Source organism: Vibrio sp. RC2502 (assembly GCF_054850435.1).
This window is the reverse complement of the sequence record NZ_CM141453.1, coordinates 376,841-395,395: the sequence shown is the minus strand read 5'-3', so window position 1 is coordinate 395,395 and position 18,555 is coordinate 376,841. Positions and strand designations below refer to the sequence as shown.

Genomic DNA, 18,555 nt, shown 5'->3' with positions numbered 1-18,555 from the left:
ATAACCCCTGAGGTGAAAGGCATATGCCAGTAGTTAAAGTACGTGAAAACGAACCGTTCGACGTTGCTCTACGTCGTTTCAAGCGCTCTTGCGAAAAAGCAGGTATCCTTTCTGAAGTGCGTCGTCGTGAGCACTACGAAAAACCAACTACAGTTCGCAAACGCGCTAAAGCAGCAGCTCAAAAGCGTCACGCTAAGAAGCTAGCTCGCGAAAACGCTCGTCGCGTTCGCCTGTACTAATAACTGAGCTCCCAAAAGGAATTTAGTTATGGCTCTCATTGATCAACTCAAAGAAGAGCAAAAATTAGCGATGAAAGCCAAGGACAAATTGCGCCTTGGTACTATTCGTTTAGCCTTAGCAGCAATCAAGCAACGTGAAGTTGACGAGCAGATCACTCTGAACGATGACGACATTCTTGCTGTGTTGACTAAAATGGTTAAGCAGCGTCGCGACTCTGTTACGCAGTACGAAGCAGCTGGTCGTCAAGATCTTGCTGATGTGGAACAAGCAGAAATTACAGTTCTTGAGGAATTTATGCCTCAACCACTGACAGAAGAAGAAGTTGCTGCTCTTATCGAGAAAGCAATTGCAGAATCTGGTGCAGCTGGCATGCAAGACATGGGCAAAGTAATGGGCGTTCTGAAACCACAAATTCAAGGGCGTGCAGATATGGGTAAAGTAAGCGGTTTAGTTCGCGCTAAATTGGCTTAACACCCCACCCAATTGCAGCAAGCCGTGCTATCCTTTGGAACGCACGGCTTGTTTGTATCTGGCAGAATGGAATAAAACAAAGTCTCGCACATGCTTTTCTCTATAACCCATTCACACCAATCATGATTTTTCTTTTTTGTTAGGTTTTATGGCTGGACACATCCCTCGCAGTTTTATTGATGACCTTCTAGCTCGGCTTGATATTGTCGATATTATCGACGCACGCGTGAAACTTAAGAAAAAAGGCAAAAACTACGGTGCTTGTTGCCCATTTCACAACGAGAAAACACCGTCATTCAGCGTGAGCCAAGAGAAGCAGTTCTATCACTGTTTTGGCTGTGGTGCACATGGCAACGCCATCGACTTTATGATGGAGTTTGAACGCCTAGAGTTCGTTGAAGCGATTGAAGAACTTGCCTCTTATCTAGGTTTGGACGTTCCTCGCGAACAACGTAGTGGTGGCGGTGGGCAGTTCAATTCTGGACCGCAAGCAAGCAGCAGTGAAAAACGCAGCCTATACGATTTAATGAGTAGCATTGCCCAGTTTTACCGTAACCAACTCAAACAACCTTCGAGCAAGGTCGCGATTGAATACCTAAAAGACCGTGGTCTATCTGGTGAAATCGTTCAGAAATTTGGCATTGGTTATGTGGCTGACGAATGGGATTTAGTCCGTAAAAACTTCGGCCAGAATAAAGACAATCAAGACATGCTTGTCACTGGTGGCATGCTGATTGAAAACGACAAAGGCAACCGTTATGACCGCTTTCGTGGTCGTATTATGTTTCCAATTCGTGACCGTCGTGGTCGAGTAATTGGCTTTGGTGGTCGAGTACTTGGTGAAGGTACGCCAAAATATCTCAACTCACCGGAAACGCCAATATTCCATAAAGGCAAAGAGCTTTATGGCCTGTACGAAGTGTTACAAGCGCATCGTGAACCAGCACAAATTTTGGTGGTTGAAGGCTATATGGACGTTGTCGCTCTGGCTCAGTACGGCGTAGATTATTCCGTCGCTTCGCTAGGCACTTCGACAACGGGCGATCATATTCAAATGTTGTTCCGCCAAACCAATACCGTTGTGTGTTGTTACGATGGCGACCGAGCAGGTAAAGAAGCGGCATGGCGAGCGTTAGAAAACGCACTTCAATTCCTCAAAACCGGGAACACATTGAAGTTCTTATTCTTACCTGATGGGGAAGACCCAGACAGCTACGTTCGTAAATACGGCAAAGCCGCGTTCGAGCAACAAATAGAACAAGCGACACCACTATCGAGCTACCTTTTTGACAACTTGATTGAGTTACACCAAATTAATTTGGGTAACAACGAAGGTAAGTCTGCGTTGAGAGCATACGCTAGCGCCTTGATTGACAAGATTCCTGACCCATACTTTCAGGAGTTGCTCGAAAAACTATTGGATGAGCGCACGGGGTTTGATAACCGCCTACGTCAGCCTCGTAAAAAGATAAGTGAAACTCGACCTCAACCGCACAAAGAGATCAAACGAACTCCTATGCGTGAGGTTATTGCTCTACTTATTCAAAATCCGAGCTATGCTCAAATGGTACCGGACCTTTCCTCAGTGAGAGACTTATCCATACCAGGCCTAAGTTTATTTGCAGATGTACTTGATAAATGCCAGGCGCATCCCCATATCAACACAGGCCAATTATTAGAGCACTGGCGCAACAGCCAGAATGAGGCACTTCTGTCTCGTCTTGCGAGCTGGGATATTCCGCTCGACGAAGACAACCAAGAAGAAATATTTTTAGACTCACTGGATAAAATTATTGCCCAGTGCGTAGAAAAGCAAATTGAAAACCTGCAGGCCAAAGCAAGAAGTGTCGGTTTATCAGCCGAAGAGAAAAGGGAGCTGCTAGCACTTATGCTAGATTTAAAAGCGTAACCCTGTTTAATTAGTCAGCAACAATTTAATTTGTTATAGTAAGTGGTTTGCATTTCGCATACTGATTCCTTCACCAGATTACGAAGTTGGATACCGTCTATGGATCAAAATCCGCAGTCACAGCTAAAGTTACTTGTTATTAAAGGCAAGGAGCAAGGCTATCTGACCTACGCCGAAGTAAATGACCACCTACCTGCTGAAATCGTAGATTCAGAACAGGTAGAAGACATCATTCAGATGATCAACGACATGGGTATCAAGGTAGTAGAAACTGCTCCTGATGCTGATGATCTAGCACTGAACGATGACACAAACATTACCGATGAAGATGCAGCTGAAGCTGCAGCAGCAGCACTTTCTAGCGTAGAAAGTGAAATTGGTCGTACAACAGACCCAGTTCGCATGTACATGCGTGAAATGGGTACTGTAGAGCTGCTGACTCGCGAAGGCGAAATCGACATCGCAAAACGCATTGAAGAAGGTATTAACCAAGTTCAATCGTCTGTTGCTGAATACCCTGGCACTATTCCTTACATCCTAGAGCAATTTGATAAGGTTCAGGCAGAAGAACTTCGTCTGACTGATTTAATCTCTGGTTTTGTAGATCCTGACGCTGACGATACAGCAGCGCCAACCGCGACTCACATCGGTTCTGAACTGTCTGAAACTCAATTAGAAGAGGAAGACGAAGAAGACCTAGAAGATGATGAAGAAAGCGATGACGATTCAGATGATTCAGAAGAAGATGTAGGTATTGACCCAGAGCTAGCGCTTGAGAAATTCAACCAGCTACGCAGCACATACCAAAATCTTCAGCTAGCGATCAATGAGTACGGCTACGACAGCCCGAAAGCAACCGTTGCTAACGAAATGATGCTAGACGTATTCAAAGAATTCCGTCTAACACCAAAACAGTTCGACCACCTAGTGAACGAACTTCGCACAGCAATGGATCGCGTTCGTACTCAAGAACGTTTGATCATGAAGTCTGTGGTTGAATACGGCAAAATGCCGAAGAAATCGTTTATTGCCCTATTCACTGGTAACGAATCAAGTGATGCATGGCTAGACGAGATCCTAGCATCTGACAAGCCATACGCTGAGAAAATCAAACGTAACGAAGAAGAGATCCGTCGTTCAATCGCTAAGTTAAAAATGATTGAAGAAGAGACATCTCTAAACGTACAAAACATTAAAGACATCAGCCGTCGCATGTCTATCGGTGAAGCGAAAGCACGCCGTGCGAAGAAAGAGATGGTTGAAGCGAACTTACGTCTTGTAATTTCTATCGCGAAGAAATACACCAACCGTGGCCTACAATTCTTGGATCTAATCCAAGAAGGTAACATCGGTCTGATGAAAGCGGTAGATAAGTTTGAATACCGTCGTGGTTACAAGTTCTCGACTTACGCAACGTGGTGGATCCGTCAGGCAATCACTCGTTCAATCGCGGACCAAGCACGTACGATTCGTATCCCGGTACATATGATCGAAACGATCAACAAGCTAAACCGTATCTCTCGTCAAATGCTACAAGAGATGGGCCGTGAGCCGCTACCGGAAGAACTGGCAGAGCGTATGCAAATGCCAGAAGACAAGATCCGTAAAGTACTGAAGATCGCTAAAGAGCCAATCTCAATGGAGACACCAATCGGTGACGACGAAGATTCGCATCTAGGTGATTTCATCGAAGATACAACGCTAGAACTACCGCTAGACTCTGCAACAGCAACAAGCCTGAAAATGGCTACAAAAGATGTACTTGCAGGCCTAACGCCACGTGAAGCGAAAGTACTTCGTATGCGCTTTGGTATCGACATGAACACTGACCACACTCTAGAAGAAGTTGGTAAACAGTTCGACGTTACTCGTGAACGTATTCGTCAGATCGAAGCAAAAGCTCTACGTAAACTTCGTCACCCTAGCCGCTCAGAAACTCTGCGCAGCTTCCTCGACGAATAATAAAGCGTTGGACAAAAAAGGTGACCTTAGGTCACCTTTTTTATTATCACTGGTTCTAAGTGGATAAAAACTAAGCGCAATTGCCCTAGTTGCTATCTAGACACCTTGCAATGCTTCCCCTATAATCGTTGACCTATTAAGGCCCCTTAGCTCAGTGGTTAGAGCAGTCGACTCATAATCGATTGGTCCGCAGTTCAAGTCTGCGAGGGGCCACCATATTCCAGAAGGCTCGTAGAGAAATCTACGGGCCTTTTTTCGTTCTAGTCCTTTCCATATCCGGTCCGCGATTACTTCCGGTAAGCTCTGCTCCATTCGGTCAGCCGAAACTCGCAGCGTAGTCACCACAGTGATGTATTTCCTAGTCCAGAGTGATATCCACCATCAGAACTTTCTCTAGTCTGTACAGCGCGAATCAGAGCAGATACATACCACTCAACACCAGACCCGAACCCCATAAAAACTCGCCACCTAAACCAACAAAAATATAACCAACATCCTGTCCATTAGCTGAAGTTATTAATATAGATATGGGATGGAAAGCTAGTTCAGCGACGGAAGGGACACCCATGATCCAAAAGCTCTCAGAACTAGCCAGTCAGGAAAAAACAGCATTCAATGATGACCGATTACCCTCAGTGGTAATCGGTCTGTTATCTCTTAAGTAATTTAGGTCAGTAATCATCTACACTCCACCACAGCACCAGAAACAACAGCTAATCACTGGACTGGTATTCATACTCAGAACGGAATTACCAACAGCACACTGGATTACAGCGCGAACCTGCTATGAGTTAGGGTGTCAAGTTGGGTTGATGGAATCAGATGGAACTCCCGTCGACGACGACGGCAAACTGGACGGAAAACCTAAATAGGAAATTTACATTAGGGTTCGTGTCCAGCTCGGTATCTAGCCAAAATCGCAGCTAAAGACCGGATAGAGACCGGACCGACGACGCCGTCGCGATAACTACAGAAACTACATCATGCAGGAAGTTAGGCAGGATAAGCCTTAGAGGAAGATTACAGGGGCAGTCTGATGTGACCGACCCAGCGATCTAGGATTTTAGTTGTTGGGGTGTTAGAGGTTGAGCATGAAAGCTGGTAAGTATACTTCGCGGTCATTATTAACTTTGTGCTGAACTTTATCGATGATAGACAAATCTTCATTCTCAAACCAAATTAGATAGTTATTCTCGTCCTCTCGGTGATGTCGTGGTTGAACTACTACAGCATCCGCATAGCTAAGCCCCAATGCGTGTCCTATTTCTAAAACAGTTCTGTTAGTGCTCGAATCCAAAATGGTTAGGGTGATTCCGGTGATACCTTTTTCTTTCCACCCCCTCAGAAAACCTGACCACAGATTGGCCTTCAGATTTGATGATTCCTTAAACTTCTCTGCGTTCCATACGAGAAACTGAGTAGGTTTATCGTTGTAGGAAATGCAAACCTCAGCCAGTCTTGTATCCAATAGAGCAGCTTTAAAATCTAGCTCATTACTTGGGTCAAAGGTAATCGTAGGCTTACGTTCAGAGACCTTGGTTACTGAGTCCAGTAAACGATTTATTACAGCATCAGGGGTATCAAAGCCTTTAGCTAACTCAGACAAGCGTTCGTATGTTTTTTGAGATATATCTATTTTCATAATCATCCTCCAAATCAATTATGGAACAATGTAAATCATATATGATTAAACTATGATTTCAATAGCTAATTTTTGAATTGCTTAAAAAAGTATCACTATTATTAACCGAATCATTCTAAAAATTAGACTCATATTAACTCTATGACATTGATAATAATGGAATTAATTATGATTAAGCTAACTAATCTTCAACAAATCACAAGTCTACCAATCACCACCACCTTACAAGAACAAATCAAATCCATACTCACCGAACCATTTCACGATGACGCAGAAACCCAACAGGCATGGGATGAGCTGCAATGTGAACTCTGGTTTCTCACATCAATTTCCGAACTCTCTGCCGTCGTCGACGACGATATCGAAATGCTAAAGCGAGCACTGACCTATACCGAATTCGAAGATGATCTGGACTACGGAGCAGTACTCACACTGAGCATTGTCGAGGACTCTGGTAAGGGTATCTACCTACTGATGCCTAAGACACTGCTCACCGAATTATGCCAATACTTCTCCATCGAGAATGACTAAGGAGGCGGTGATGCAATCTCGAAAATTCAAATTCAATAAGCGCCAACTTGATTCACTTCCTCCGACGCCGACGACGAGCAAAAGTAAGGAAACGGAATATACCGACGAGTTGTGTTGCGGACTCAAGCTGATAATTAACCGTCAAGGCAGGAAGCGTTTCTTGTTCAGATACACCCTGCATGGAACCAAGAAATCCATCCAACTAGGTGAGTATCCAGCGCTAGACATCAACACTGCTCGCCAGATTGCCAATGACCATAAACGGGAAATTGCTCTCGGTAATGACCCTAAGGCTATTCGCGATGAGAAGCGCAACGTCCTTACGTTCCAAGAGTTCTCAGAACTGCACTACTTACCCTACGCAATGATGAACAAGCTCACAGCCAAAAGTGATGCAGGTAGTCTCAAGCTCCATTTCTATCAGAAATGGAGCAAGAAACCTATCACTGATATCGGACAGCAGGACATTCAGAAATTGTTAGATGGATTACTAGAAGGTAGGAAGCCAGCGACGGTAAATCGTTTGCGGTCGCTTATCCTCCGCATGTTCAGACTCGCAATGGAATGGGGTTATGTCGATTCTAATCCCGGTCAGTACATCAGGAAGTTGAAGGAAAACAATGTAAGACAGCGATTCCTTTCACGGGCCGAGGTCTCCAGCTTCATCAAGGCATGTAACGAAGAATCGAATCGCACTCAATCTAACGCATTGAAATTCGCTCTGCTTACTGGGATGCGAATCGGGGAAATTACCAGTTCGAAATGGGAATGTCTTACCGTCGACGACGACGGCAACTGGAGTCTATTTCTACCTCACACTAAGTCGGGACTATCGAGAACGGTCCTGCTCAACCATTTAGCTAAGGAAGTCATCCATGATCAACGACGATTTCAACAACCGAAGAACCCCTATATCTTTGCCGGAGATGCACCCGGTAGACCTATCGCCCACCCGAAGAAAGCATTTGCTCGGATCAAGAAAGCTGCTGGAATTACAGACAACTTCCGAATTCATGATTTGAGGCATAGCTTTGCATCAATCCTGATCAATAGTGGTAATGCCACGCTCTACGATGTTCAGCATTTGTTAGGGCATCAGTCGCCACAAACCAGTACGAGATATGCTCATTTGGCTAGTTCAAGGCTGAGAGAGGTTAGTGCTAATGTGGCTGAGTTGGTAAGAGGATGTAAGTAGCTCTTGACCTTAAGTAACCCTATCTCAGGTTACTTAAGGTCATCTTTCAAGTTAAATAAGATATACATAACATTTTTAGTGGCTAATGTTTGTACTATTTATGCTTTTCTTATCATTATGTAATTTGATGCATTACTTTATTGGTTGAAAGTTTTTATGGGTAATAAAGGCAATCCACAGGAAAATGGTACAGTAGATTCAGAAGACGATTATTCCGAAATAGTGATAGCTTTAGTCTCAGCTGTAGGGACTGACTTAAGTCGATTCATTAATTTAATGAAGGACGAACTAGAGTTATACGATTTTAAACCTGAAGTAATTCGTGTCTCTTCTGCTTTCTTGTGTGCACTTCAGTCTCAACCTGAGGGCTTATCAAAGCTGGAAACCATTAATTACTTTATGGATCTAGGTAATGAGTATCGTAATTTGACTGGAAACAATGCAGCTCTAGCATACGCTGCTATTTCCGAGATATCTAAACGTCGTGCAGAAATTTTAGGGGATAGTGAGCCTCGCCCATTAAACAAGAAAGCTTGGATTATTCGCTCACTAAAGCATCCCGATGAAGTGGCTGCTCTGAGGGAGACTTATGGTAATAGTTTATTTGTCATGGGAATACATGCTAGTTACGAAAGCCGCTCTCAAACTTTAGATAATAAACGTAGAAGTACTGAAGGAAAGGATGTAGTCGAAAAACTTATATTAAGAGATGCTGATGAAGGCCCAGATAACGGTCATGGTCAACATACGAGAGATACTTTTCATTTAGCTGACTTCTTTATAGATGAAGATCAAAATCTAAACAAAAATAGAGCAGATGTAGAACGTGTTTTTAGGCTAATTTTCGGGTATCCATTTCTTACCCCCACATTCGATGAATATGCCATGTATATGGCTTTTGCAGCATCTAGTCGCTCAGCAGACCTGTCAAGACAAGTAGGGGCAGTACTAACTAAAGACAATAATATAATATCTACAGGTGCTAATGATGTCCCTAGAGCCAAAGGAGGTTTGTACTGGCCAACTTTGGATAGTTCAAAAACACGGATAGTAGATAGTCCAAGTGGTAGGGACTACATGCGTGGTTATGATGCTAACAAAAGAGCAATTGAAGAGGTCATTGAGGATATCATTGAAAAACTGGAACTCGATAACTGCTCCGAACTGCATGAGAAGCTAAAAAGAACAAAATTAAGAGATATAACAGAGTACGGAAGAGTTGTGCATGCAGAGATGGAAGCGATTTTATCTTGTGGTAGAACCAACAATAGTACTTTAGATACAACTTTATACTGTACAACTTTCCCATGTCATAACTGTGCGAAACATATAATTGCTGCTGGAGTATTGAGAGTTGTCTATGTTGAGCCGTATTCCAAAAGTAAGGCTTTTGAGTTTCACAGCGATGCAATTTCAGAACGTTTATGTGCTGAAAAAGTTTCTTTTGAGCCATTTGTGGGTGTTGGTCCAAGAAGTTTCCTAAACTTTTTTTCTATGACCTTAGGGGATGGACGAGAGATTAAGCGCAAATATCCTTCAGGTGATACTGTAGACTGGAGCAGAGAATCAGCTAAACTAAGGCTAGAGCCTAATGCAATCCAATATATTGCAAGCGAGGTTATCTCCTCTGCTTTAACAAACCAGTATTTCAAAATTTATAAAGAGAAAAATGCTAATAAATAGGAAGTTATGATGAATAAAGTTGATAACAAAGCTCTAGTTGAACATTTGGAGAAGGCTGAAAAGACTGTAACAGCCTGGCCTCAATGGCAACAACAAATTTATAGAGCCAAAGTATCCTCTCAATCCACGCAGCTTTCAAAGCAAGCAGAGAGGAACCCAGCCACCAATCCTTTTATTAACCCCAACAACTAAAATCCTAGATCGCTGGGTCGGTCACATCAGACTGCCCCTGTAATCTTCCTCTAAGGCTTATCCTGCCTAACTTCCTGCATGATGTAGTTTCTGTAGTTATCGCGACGGCGTCGTCGGTCCGGTCTCTATCCGGTCTTTAGCTGCGATTTTGGCTAGATACCGAGCTGGACACGAACCCTAATGTAAATTTCCTATTTAGGTTTTCCGTCCAGTTTGCCGTCGTCGTCGACGGGAGTTCCATCTGATTCCATCAACCCAACTTGACACCCTAACTCATAGCAGGTTCGCGCTGTAATCCAGTGTGCTGTTGGTAATTCCGTTCTGAGTATGAATACCAGTCCAGTGATTAGCTGTTGTTTCTGGTGCTGTGGTGGAGTGTAGATGATTACTGACCTAAATTACTTAAGAGATAACAGACCGATTACCACTGAGGGTAATCGGTCATCATTGAATGCTGTTTTTTCCTGACTGGCTAGTTCTGAGAGCTTTTGGATCATGGGTGTCCCTTCCGTCGCTGAACTAGCTTTCCATCCCATATCTATATTAATAACTTCAGCTAATGGACAGGATGTTGGTTATATTTTTGTTGGTTTAGGTGGCGAGTTTTTATGGGGTTCGGGTCTGGTGTTGAGTGGTATGTATCTGCTCTGATTCGCGCTGTACAGACTAGAGAAAGTTCTGATGGTGGATATCACTCTGGACTAGGAAATACATCACTGTGGTGACTACGCTGCGAGTTTCGGCTGACCGAATGGAGCAGAGCTTACCGGAAGTAATCGCGGACCGGATATGGAAAGGACTAGAACGAAAAAAGGCCCGTAGATTTCTCTACGAGCCTTCTGGAATATGGTGGCCCCTCGCAGACTTGAACTGCGGACCAATCGATTATGAGCGAAGGTCTGACACAATATCACTGCACAATCAACATAGAAACCCTGCCCCGAATCACGCCTAAATCCACCAGCAAAATCACATCACCTGATTACCCGCATGATTTTACTGACGTCGCCGTCGGTAGTTGCTGACAGTGATTAGTACGACGACGCCGCTCTTTAAACTAGCTCCATGAATGGTGAAGGCATTTTTATACTTGGAAATAGTTTTGAAACTAACTGTCTAGACAAACCTATTTCTTTCAATAAATTATGCCAATTTACAGGACCTATTTTAGTGAATAGATCTGAAATTAAGCTAGGTTCTTCAACTGGAATTTTGTCGTCAAGAGGCTCATTCTTTGAGTACCCATTTTTATTAAGGTATATATATCCAGAACGCATTCTATCTTCAGAGATCAAACCTAAACTTTTTGCTCTATATAACAATGCTTTTAAGCTTACACCAAAGTAAGTTTTTAGAACCTTCAAGCTATTCCAGTTTAAACTTCTAGTTCCTTTTAACAATGGATATTTATTAGTCGCACTTAAAAATAGACTTCTTGGCATCAAGAGAGAGCTTGCAAAATAGTTTGCTTGCTTTTCAGTTTCTTTATCACCAGTTTGAATTCCGCTATGCATAACAAGGTGACCAATTTCATGAGCAAGGTCAAAACGATACCGACAAGGACTACCTTTAGCGTTATTCCGGATTATTAATGGCCACTTTCTTGATATAGAAAATGCATCAACTTTTTCATCAACACCTTCGATAATAGCTATAACAATACCAGCATTTTCAGCTAAGAGCGTTAAATTCCCGATGGGAGCATCACCAATATTCCATTCTTTTCTTAGACGCTCAGATGCTATTTCGATATCGTTTATATTTTCAAAGGATAGATCTGAAACTTCAGGAAGAAGAACCTCTCTAGCTGGATAATATTTACTGACCCCTTGAAGTAATTCATCCAAAACCTCAGCTCTAGCCATTACCATATTAGTTAATGTTTTAGTTCTTGAACGTAAACTTCTAAAGTGACAATCTTCTTCTACAACTGGTGCTATTCTATCGCTATAAAAATATTCTTTTTTAACGTCTAAGTGTTTACATAATATTGGGAGTTGCTCTTCGGTTGGTTCTTGACCAGCTTCCATTTTATGAACATTTTGACGAGTTACTGCTAATAACTCGCCTAGCTCTTCCAATGAGAACCCCTGAGCTAATCGTGCAAGTCGTAACTTATCACCACGATATGATCTTAATGCTTCGCGATTACTAAACATCGTCCTCAGCCACATTTGGTACTTCTTCTTTATCTCTCAATGGCTCAATTTCAACTTTCTTCACTTCAGCAGGAGCAGGAAGTGCATCTTCGACAGGATATGGTACATGCCTTGCCGTTGAATTGGATTGCCAGACAGATTTCATTTGTTTTGTAATTGAGTCATATCCAACTAGAACGACTCGATAGTCATCCTCTAAATCTTCTAGCTCATTTCCTGTATCTTCAACAGTAGCAGGAGCTTGAATAAAGAGACGCCAAGTTAAATCAATCGAATTCCCCTCAAGGTCATCAAAAAGAGTTAGTTGAGATTGCTCACAATCATTTTTAAAGAAAACTTTTCCTTTTTTGGGATTAGAAGGGTCGTCTTTAAAAACGCGAACAGGGATAGTACAGATTTTAGGAACGTAGTCCATAGTTTTACTGGCAATAGTAAGCCACGGGATAGACTTATCTTCCGCCAATTTAAAGAACAACTGTCGAGTCCTACCAAAAATACTCGTTTCAAAGGTATAGTTATCATCATACTCTGAACTATTAGATTGAAGTGTCATCTCAACGATTTGTAGCATTCTTTTAGATACGAACTCTAAATGCTCTTCTTGTAACTCGGGGCACAACACAAATGGAGATTCGAATTGTTCGATGTTCATACTTTCAGGCTCTTTTTTGATTTTGTAAACCAATTATCTTGCCGATTTGAAATTTAGTCAACTAGAAAGAGGCGAAAAATGGATTTTGTTAACTGATGAATTGGCTTTTAATGTGAGTATTATTCGATTTATATAGACATTACGCTCTATACCTAGGCTTTGACGTCGTCGACGGCAGCACTAAAACAAAAAAATCCGACACCGATGACCAAAGCCACCGATGCCGGATGTGTTGATTAAATCAAAGGTTTATCTGAAACCATTATGTAACGCTCTGCATCTCGTCCAAACTTGAAGTAGATGCCATTCGCATTCAAACTCGATTCTTGACCCTTAATCTTTGCTGACAACGCCGCTGCACCTTTAGGTAGGTACATGCTTTCTTCAAACTCTTGAAGCTTATTCAGAAGCTCGGAAGGCTTGCCCTTCCACGGCTTACCTCCAGCTTTCTTAAGCAATGCCGTAAAAGCAATCGTTAGACTATCATCTGCCATACCCGACGCCATCAGCGACTCTACATTCTTCTCGTACACTTTTTGCAGCTTACCCTCTGGGAGTTTCCAAATTTTTTCTAGCGCTCCTATCCATTTGGCATAGTCCATCATTCGCGCTTCGTGCATCACCTCAACATCAGGCAATACCGCCAACGCTTTGGATGCAAGAGTCAGTAAGGCACCGAATATCTCTGGCATTGATGCTTCTAACTCTGCTTTCAGCTCTTGTTCAGGACGTCGATCACCTTTCTTCATCGGTTCCAAGTTGACTCGGAGGCAACGGGAAGCTAAGTCGGATTCTTTAACAAAATCATGAATACCGTTTAATACTAGTGGGCTATGTAGCTCTAGCATCGTCACTTCTGCTGTCTTGTACAGTGTTCGCTTCGTCATGGTTCCCTTGGTAGCTACGGTACAAAGAAAATCACTTTGACGCTTAGTTAGGCTTCTAAGGTTATCAATAACAACTAGCGACATGCCGTTGATGGTCAGAACAAAGTCACTTTGCTTAGGAAAAGCCATCGCTGAGACAGCGCTAGGATCTAACAAGCCACGAAGCACGTTATTACAGAAGAAGCTTTTTCCCGCCCCCTTTTCACCTTGAATCATCAAGATAGGATAAGGGACACCTTTCGCCTTAGGATGTGCCATTAAGTAAGTCATGTAAGCGACCAGCAAGAAGAAAGTATTCGTGTCCGTATTAATGAACTTTCTCAGCTTTGCCAAGGCTGACTTGGTGTCGTCACATGGCAACTTAGGCGTATCCATTGGTAACTGAAAGCTCGGTCGCTGAAAATAGAGATTCTCATTACTAGCTGGCATTGTATCCAACACTTCAACACCTTGAGCACTAAGTTGAGCAATCTGACCGTTCGAGAGGTCAATGGTCACTGTTTCAGATCCCGGAGCCATACCATATCGAATTTGAGGTTTAATCAACGGCTGCTCATGCTCCCATGCGATAGCTTTGACTTCCTCGAATGCATCTTTCACGTTTTTACCAACCAATCTTAGTTCTACTCGCTTAGCGAACTTACGCAGCATCTGCTCTCCCTTATCAGAAGCCAATGGGATAGCTTGCTTAGACTCTCCGGTATGCTCAATCAAATATGGTGTACGTGACTCGTCCTGCTTAACTACGCTAGGGGTAAACTGTTCTAAGAACTCTGCGAATGCATTTTTATCAGCCATTGTAAAAATCTCCTTTAATACTATTTTACTTGGGATGGCAGCATCATTTCGACTGCCACTTTTAAACGGAAACCATTTAGAACATCGGCGGCGGCGTCGGTGAGAGCCTGAGTTGCCGCATCCAATTGGTTTTGAAATTGTGCTTGTTCTAACCTCACCAAGAACGAATCGTGGTTGGTGAGTAGAAGTGGAATGTTGGCATCATCAAGACGTAGACAGGCTCGGCGCATAATGTCGGCACCTGTTGCTTGGATCTTCCAATTAGCTAGCGAGAGTTGCCCGTCCAAATCCGAAACGGTGTATTGCCAATCTAAGGAACGAGCGAAGCCTTGATGCCGAATAACATCGGCAGACTTAGCGAGATAGCGGTCAATTGGGTAAATAAGACGAGATAGCTCATTAGACAGAGCTCTAACTCGACTCAACGCAATCCCCAGTTTTTCAGCGAGTGTCCGATAACCGATACCATATAAGCGCCCAATGAGCATTTGCTTACACTGGTCACGGCTAAATTGGCCGCCAACTAACTGAACGATATTTTTGTATATGTCTCCCTTTTGGTACCAATGCATGAGCACCTGACATTGCGCAAAATAAGCGGCAATCATGGGCTCTTGTTGCTGGTAATCTAAAAGGGCATAAACACTGCCTTTAGGTGGGCTCAGTACAGACTTCCAGTACTGCTTAGGAACTTGGTTCAGAGAAGAACCAAGAGCATGGTCACGACCTGTTTTAGTATGAAAAGCCGAGACGACCGGACGATACCAATGTCCGGTAGAATCTGTGTTTAGTGCTTTAACAATGCCTTGATATTGCTTAGCTACGAATTGGCTTGTACCCGATTTTTTCTGTGAGTACGAACCAATTCGCTTAAGCATTGCAGCACGATTTACTCTAATCGCTTCTCTACTCTTTAGATGCTCTATATGCCGGGTAATGCGACGTTGAACATCTAAAGGGGGCAAGCTTGAAACAGATTTAACCTCTTGAGCAATATGGTCAGGTAGGTAACCTTGCACAGAGTGAGCAAGTAACTGTTTATTCAGCGCATAGGTATGTGGTCCAAGACCATAACGTACTATTGCAATTCATGCTGCAATATCATCGAAATCCAAATCATCAAGGTCAATCTCATCTTCAATTTCGATTTCTTCCAATTCTTCTAACGGCTCAGAGTCGTCCGAGAAAATTCCATCTTCGGAAGGATCTCTCACTCTTTCATCGTCGGCGTCGTCATTACTCACTGGCTTTTGTTCAGTATCACCGTCAACGACGTCAACAAACTCACCTTTATTTTCTAACAACGCTTGAGCTACAGGATGTTCTAGGGAATCGATGTGATACTCTCCACCAAACGTTTCATCAAAAGCTTTCGCTACAAGAGACATATCAACATCGAATGGGGCGATATCATGCTCAAGCGAGTAACTATAGACACCAGCCTCTTTGTTACGTTTTACGGAGATAACCTTCCCCTCAGCACTCGCCTTCACCGCGTCTAGCTTGCTGCGGTTCCAAGAGTTTGATGGATTGCTACTCAATAGAACTAGGCGAATCTCGTTTTTTGTCGTTTGCAGAACATGAAGTATCTTTTGAGATACTTCTTTTTTTGGTAAGGACTGTGCAACATCGGCATCTACATAATATGTATACTTATATCCTGTCTCGTCATCGTATCGCTCAATCGTTAGCATTTTTTGTACTTCAGACTTCGTCATAAATGGAACACCATCTGACGGCATCATGTTTGACAATGCGTTACTAGGAATCTGCGCTTTGAAGTTAGCTACTTTTTCAGCCTGTTCATTTAGTTTTTCAAATAGACTCATTTCATTCTCTCCTAAGTTATCAATAGATAATTGATGCGACTTAATTCAGCATCGCAATAGGCAGCCATTCAGCTACCCATTAAGTTGCTAAATCAACATTCAAAAATCGTAGAGCGTTACTTTCCAGATTGTTAAAGAGCATCGAGAAGGCGTTCCGTCTCGTTGGTTTGCATTAAACAGCAATGTTGTAGAGTTGAATTTCCAAAGTGCTTGCAATAGCCAAACTTATCGTTGGAACCTTCTTTCCTAACCACGAAATACATTTAACCAGCTCCCCCACGAAGATAATTTCCAAAGTGCTTGTAAAAGCTACAGGCATAAAAAAAGAGAAGCTTTCGCTTCTCTTTGGGCATCTAACTCACGCTACTTTGACTGTTGTGATTTCTCGTATGCATTCCTACTTTTACTGAACAAACTATCTGATATATAAGCAAATGGTCCATCATACTTCTTCCACTTACTAAACTCTGAATTGAGTTGCTTCTGTCTTCTGGCATAGCATTCATCATCAGACTCAACTACACCATCCTTCCCCACTTTCCTACTCACTTTATCCAGATAAAAGAAGCGATCATTTTTTGCCATTTCTTCTGCTGCTTTATTGGCAGACACTGCATTAACCTTTAACCATGAATATAGCCACGCTTTAATAAATAACCAGCGATACGTTGCTCTGATATCGCTAGCTTTGTAACCACCATGTAGACGAGTATAGATAAACGCATTGGGACTTTTTAATTCCACTTCTCGTTCATACTTGATACCCGTATGCTCCATTTCTAATTCTGCTGCACGCTTAGAGAGCTCGTAGTAGAGCACCATATCCACATATCGCTTAGTATCTATCCTCAATAACTTCTCATATCCCATAGTAGTGAGTAGCTCTGATTGCAGGTCATCAACTAAACACTGCACATGGCTTACAATTGTGTCTTGATAGAGCTGCAATAAGGATTTGGCTAGTAAGGCGTATTTTTGATTAGGACGAAACTCTTCGAATGCACCTGTATTCATTACAGGTAGCTTCGATAGTAAAACCAATTGGTCTGCAACATAAGAACATTTATCAAGAATTTCGGTAAGAAGCTCTGGAGTGAACATCGCCTCCTCATTTCCTATTTGTGCTTTCAACACAGTAAACAACCAGTTGTCCCATGCATAACAACAATGCTCAACCAATTCGACAAGCTCACGAGCCATCAATGTGACTTCATTATTGTATGGGTGTCGAAACTCTATCGTATGCATAATTCGATGCATCTCGGCTCTTACGCTCAACTCTAACGAGTCATTCTTAACTAACTGAGAAATAGGTCTTTCCAGTAATGTTTGACACTCCCAGTAGTACTCTTCAATGTCATCCAACCCAAAAAGGTTCATAGCAAAAATGCAATATGGCTTACTATTTCCGGGCATATCGTTGACCTTTATAGAAAGCTCATGGAATTGAGGATGTTCGTAGCTTAATTTTCCTCCTATTTTTAGCTGTTTAAGCTCCGGATGATGTTCTACGATATTTAGCTCAAATACTTGTAAGTCTTTATCTTTGCAATCTATCGTAAATGGCTGTCTAGCTTTACTCATTGTTCTTCAAGATTTATCCAAAAAAACAATGATACCGTAACGATACTGAAAGCTTTAATGTTGTATCGTCGTCGACGCATTGTGAATCGACGTCGGCGACAACAAAAAAGCAGAGGTTATCCCCTGCTCACCTAGCTTGTCCGTCAATCGTCTATAACCTCGTCGGCGACAATGCCGATCAAAAAACCAGCAACTCCACCAGCTAAAGCACCGTAGGCCCCATAGTACCTAGCTCCGAGAGCTGCACCTATTTTCGCTGCACGAATACCTGTGTTCTTTTTTGACTGGGATGATGATTGTGAAAAGGTTCTGCTTTGCATGTTTGCTCCTTTGGGAAGTAAAGAAGGGCAATACCTCTCGATATCACCCTTAACGATTTAATGTCCCAACTTACTTAACTGAATCGCATAGATGATTTGCGAAGCTACGAGTCATCATCTGACTTTGATATTGGTTATTTAGCTTCAATGTGTTGAGCCAGAACTCATCCCCATCAACTTCGAATTGCATAAATGCTTTCTGCTCTTGATTACGGAAATTCACATCACCTTCAATATCAACGAAGATTCGCCCCGATTTGGTTTTACCTGATTTCCATGTTTCATTGGTGAATGCTGAGTCGATCATGTCCCCTATTACGTAAGGGCAACCATCTGGGCTGCCTTCTTTAATTGTCTGGATTACATCATCTGTATCCGAACTAAATAGACCTGCTGATGCACCAAAGCTAGCTAGAACTAACGCACTGATTAGTAGTTTTTTCATTACTACATTTCCTTATTAGATTTACTGATTGAAAAATTTGATAGTGATTGCTGTCG

General features: G+C 42.5%; 17 protein-coding genes and 1 tRNA gene. 9 read left to right on the top strand and 9 right to left on the bottom strand.

Features of this window, described 5'->3' with window-relative positions:
- The first annotated feature begins 23 nt into the window (after nucleotides 1-23).
- The 5 genes from rpsU to ACYJZR_RS01885 all read left to right on the top strand — a co-directional run bounded on the left by rpsU (nucleotide 24) and on the right by ACYJZR_RS01885 (nucleotide 4,798).
- Entirely contained in the window at nucleotides 24-239 is a 216-nt protein-coding gene (gene rpsU / locus ACYJZR_RS01905) for a 30S ribosomal protein S21 (RefSeq protein WP_001145625.1), read from the top strand.
- A gap of 28 nt (nucleotides 240-267) precedes the next feature.
- On the top strand, nucleotides 268-711 hold the full coding sequence (locus ACYJZR_RS01900) for a GatB/YqeY domain-containing protein (protein WP_005453780.1): 444 nt from the start codon (nucleotides 268-270) through the stop codon (nucleotides 709-711).
- A 148-nt stretch (nucleotides 712-859) separates the two neighbouring features.
- The gene (gene dnaG, locus ACYJZR_RS01895; protein ID WP_406966379.1) at nucleotides 860-2,620 is read left to right on the top strand and encodes a DNA primase; all 1,761 of its coding nucleotides are present in this window, start codon (nucleotides 860-862) and stop codon (nucleotides 2,618-2,620) included.
- Nucleotides 2,621-2,719: 99 nt separating this feature from the next.
- The gene (gene rpoD, locus ACYJZR_RS01890; protein ID WP_005453778.1) at nucleotides 2,720-4,582 is read left to right on the top strand and encodes an RNA polymerase sigma factor RpoD; all 1,863 of its coding nucleotides are present in this window, start codon (nucleotides 2,720-2,722) and stop codon (nucleotides 4,580-4,582) included.
- 140 nt (nucleotides 4,583-4,722) lie between these two features.
- Nucleotides 4,723-4,798: transfer RNA gene (locus ACYJZR_RS01885), tRNA-Ile, on the top strand.
- 862 nt (nucleotides 4,799-5,660) lie between these two features.
- Here the strand turns inward: ACYJZR_RS01885 and ACYJZR_RS01880 are convergent.
- Complete coding sequence (locus tag ACYJZR_RS01880) at nucleotides 5,661-6,224, bottom strand: hypothetical protein (RefSeq protein ID WP_406966487.1); 564 nt, start codon at nucleotides 6,222-6,224, stop codon at nucleotides 5,661-5,663.
- Between the two features lie 168 nt (nucleotides 6,225-6,392).
- On the opposite strand from ACYJZR_RS01880, the gene ACYJZR_RS01875 reads away from it, so the two are divergent.
- From ACYJZR_RS01875 to ACYJZR_RS01860, 4 genes are all read left to right on the top strand, one after another.
- Nucleotides 6,393-6,755: a hypothetical protein gene (locus ACYJZR_RS01875; protein WP_406966486.1), complete on the top strand. Its 363-nt coding sequence runs from the start codon at nucleotides 6,393-6,395 to the stop codon at nucleotides 6,753-6,755.
- 10 nt (nucleotides 6,756-6,765) lie between these two features.
- Nucleotides 6,766-7,950, top strand: a complete 1,185-nt coding sequence (locus ACYJZR_RS01870; protein WP_406966485.1) for a tyrosine-type recombinase/integrase — start codon at nucleotides 6,766-6,768, stop codon at nucleotides 7,948-7,950.
- Between the two features lie 156 nt (nucleotides 7,951-8,106).
- The gene (locus tag ACYJZR_RS01865) at nucleotides 8,107-9,633 is read left to right on the top strand and encodes an anti-phage dCTP deaminase (RefSeq protein ID WP_406966484.1); all 1,527 of its coding nucleotides are present in this window, start codon (nucleotides 8,107-8,109) and stop codon (nucleotides 9,631-9,633) included.
- Nucleotides 9,634-9,642: 9 nt separating this feature from the next.
- Nucleotides 9,643-9,825, top strand: a complete 183-nt coding sequence (locus ACYJZR_RS01860; RefSeq protein ID WP_461715837.1) for a hypothetical protein — start codon at nucleotides 9,643-9,645, stop codon at nucleotides 9,823-9,825.
- A gap of 1,052 nt (nucleotides 9,826-10,877) precedes the next feature.
- Here ACYJZR_RS01860 and ACYJZR_RS01855 read toward each other — a convergent pair.
- The 8 genes from ACYJZR_RS01855 to ACYJZR_RS01820 all read right to left on the bottom strand — a co-directional run bounded on the left by ACYJZR_RS01855 (nucleotide 10,878) and on the right by ACYJZR_RS01820 (nucleotide 18,499).
- On the bottom strand, nucleotides 10,878-11,906 hold the full coding sequence (locus ACYJZR_RS01855) for an ImmA/IrrE family metallo-endopeptidase (RefSeq protein WP_180795755.1): 1,029 nt from the start codon (nucleotides 11,904-11,906) through the stop codon (nucleotides 10,878-10,880).
- Between the two features lie 70 nt (nucleotides 11,907-11,976).
- A complete protein-coding gene (locus tag ACYJZR_RS01850) occupies nucleotides 11,977-12,636 on the bottom strand; it encodes a hypothetical protein (RefSeq protein WP_140062845.1) in 660 nt (219 codons plus the stop codon).
- 236 nt (nucleotides 12,637-12,872) lie between these two features.
- The gene (locus ACYJZR_RS01845; RefSeq protein ID WP_406966292.1) at nucleotides 12,873-14,321 is read right to left on the bottom strand and encodes an ATP-binding protein; all 1,449 of its coding nucleotides are present in this window, start codon (nucleotides 14,319-14,321) and stop codon (nucleotides 12,873-12,875) included.
- A 20-nt stretch (nucleotides 14,322-14,341) separates the two neighbouring features.
- Nucleotides 14,342-15,199: a DNA polymerase gene (locus tag ACYJZR_RS01840; RefSeq protein WP_193294739.1), complete on the bottom strand. Its 858-nt coding sequence runs from the start codon at nucleotides 15,197-15,199 to the stop codon at nucleotides 14,342-14,344.
- A gap of 210 nt (nucleotides 15,200-15,409) precedes the next feature.
- Complete coding sequence (locus ACYJZR_RS01835) at nucleotides 15,410-16,150, bottom strand: hypothetical protein (protein ID WP_406966291.1); 741 nt, start codon at nucleotides 16,148-16,150, stop codon at nucleotides 15,410-15,412.
- A gap of 363 nt (nucleotides 16,151-16,513) precedes the next feature.
- Complete coding sequence (locus ACYJZR_RS01830) at nucleotides 16,514-17,734, bottom strand: hypothetical protein (RefSeq protein ID WP_140090607.1); 1,221 nt, start codon at nucleotides 17,732-17,734, stop codon at nucleotides 16,514-16,516.
- 143 nt (nucleotides 17,735-17,877) lie between these two features.
- Nucleotides 17,878-18,054 (bottom strand): hypothetical protein, encoded by a 177-nt coding sequence (locus ACYJZR_RS01825; RefSeq protein ID WP_019280745.1) that lies wholly within the window; start codon nucleotides 18,052-18,054, stop codon nucleotides 17,878-17,880.
- A 70-nt stretch (nucleotides 18,055-18,124) separates the two neighbouring features.
- A complete protein-coding gene (locus ACYJZR_RS01820; protein WP_406966290.1) occupies nucleotides 18,125-18,499 on the bottom strand; it encodes a hypothetical protein in 375 nt (124 codons plus the stop codon).
- Nucleotides 18,500-18,555 lie beyond the last annotated feature (56 nt).

Coding starts and splice junctions, on each gene's coding strand:
- rpsU (WP_001145625.1), top strand. CDS start 24: ATGCCAGTAGTTAAAGTACGTGAAAACGAACCGTTCGACGTTGCTCTA.
- ACYJZR_RS01900 (WP_005453780.1), top strand. CDS start 268: ATGGCTCTCATTGATCAACTCAAAGAAGAGCAAAAATTAGCGATGAAA.
- dnaG (WP_406966379.1), top strand. CDS start 860: ATGGCTGGACACATCCCTCGCAGTTTTATTGATGACCTTCTAGCTCGG.
- rpoD (WP_005453778.1), top strand. CDS start 2,720: ATGGATCAAAATCCGCAGTCACAGCTAAAGTTACTTGTTATTAAAGGC.
- ACYJZR_RS01880 (WP_406966487.1), bottom strand. CDS start 6,224: ATGAAAATAGATATATCTCAAAAAACATACGAACGCTTGTCTGAGTTA.
- ACYJZR_RS01875 (WP_406966486.1), top strand. CDS start 6,393: ATGATTAAGCTAACTAATCTTCAACAAATCACAAGTCTACCAATCACC.
- ACYJZR_RS01870 (WP_406966485.1), top strand. CDS start 6,766: ATGCAATCTCGAAAATTCAAATTCAATAAGCGCCAACTTGATTCACTT.
- ACYJZR_RS01865 (WP_406966484.1), top strand. CDS start 8,107: ATGGGTAATAAAGGCAATCCACAGGAAAATGGTACAGTAGATTCAGAA.
- ACYJZR_RS01860 (WP_461715837.1), top strand. CDS start 9,643: ATGAATAAAGTTGATAACAAAGCTCTAGTTGAACATTTGGAGAAGGCT.
- ACYJZR_RS01850 (WP_140062845.1), bottom strand. CDS start 12,636: ATGAACATCGAACAATTCGAATCTCCATTTGTGTTGTGCCCCGAGTTA.
- ACYJZR_RS01845 (WP_406966292.1), bottom strand. CDS start 14,321: ATGGCTGATAAAAATGCATTCGCAGAGTTCTTAGAACAGTTTACCCCT.
- ACYJZR_RS01840 (WP_193294739.1), bottom strand. CDS start 15,199: ATGCTTAAGCGAATTGGTTCGTACTCACAGAAAAAATCGGGTACAAGC.
- ACYJZR_RS01835 (WP_406966291.1), bottom strand. CDS start 16,150: ATGAGTCTATTTGAAAAACTAAATGAACAGGCTGAAAAAGTAGCTAAC.
- ACYJZR_RS01830 (WP_140090607.1), bottom strand. CDS start 17,734: ATGAGTAAAGCTAGACAGCCATTTACGATAGATTGCAAAGATAAAGAC.
- ACYJZR_RS01825 (WP_019280745.1), bottom strand. CDS start 18,054: ATGCAAAGCAGAACCTTTTCACAATCATCATCCCAGTCAAAAAAGAAC.
- ACYJZR_RS01820 (WP_406966290.1), bottom strand. CDS start 18,499: ATGAAAAAACTACTAATCAGTGCGTTAGTTCTAGCTAGCTTTGGTGCA.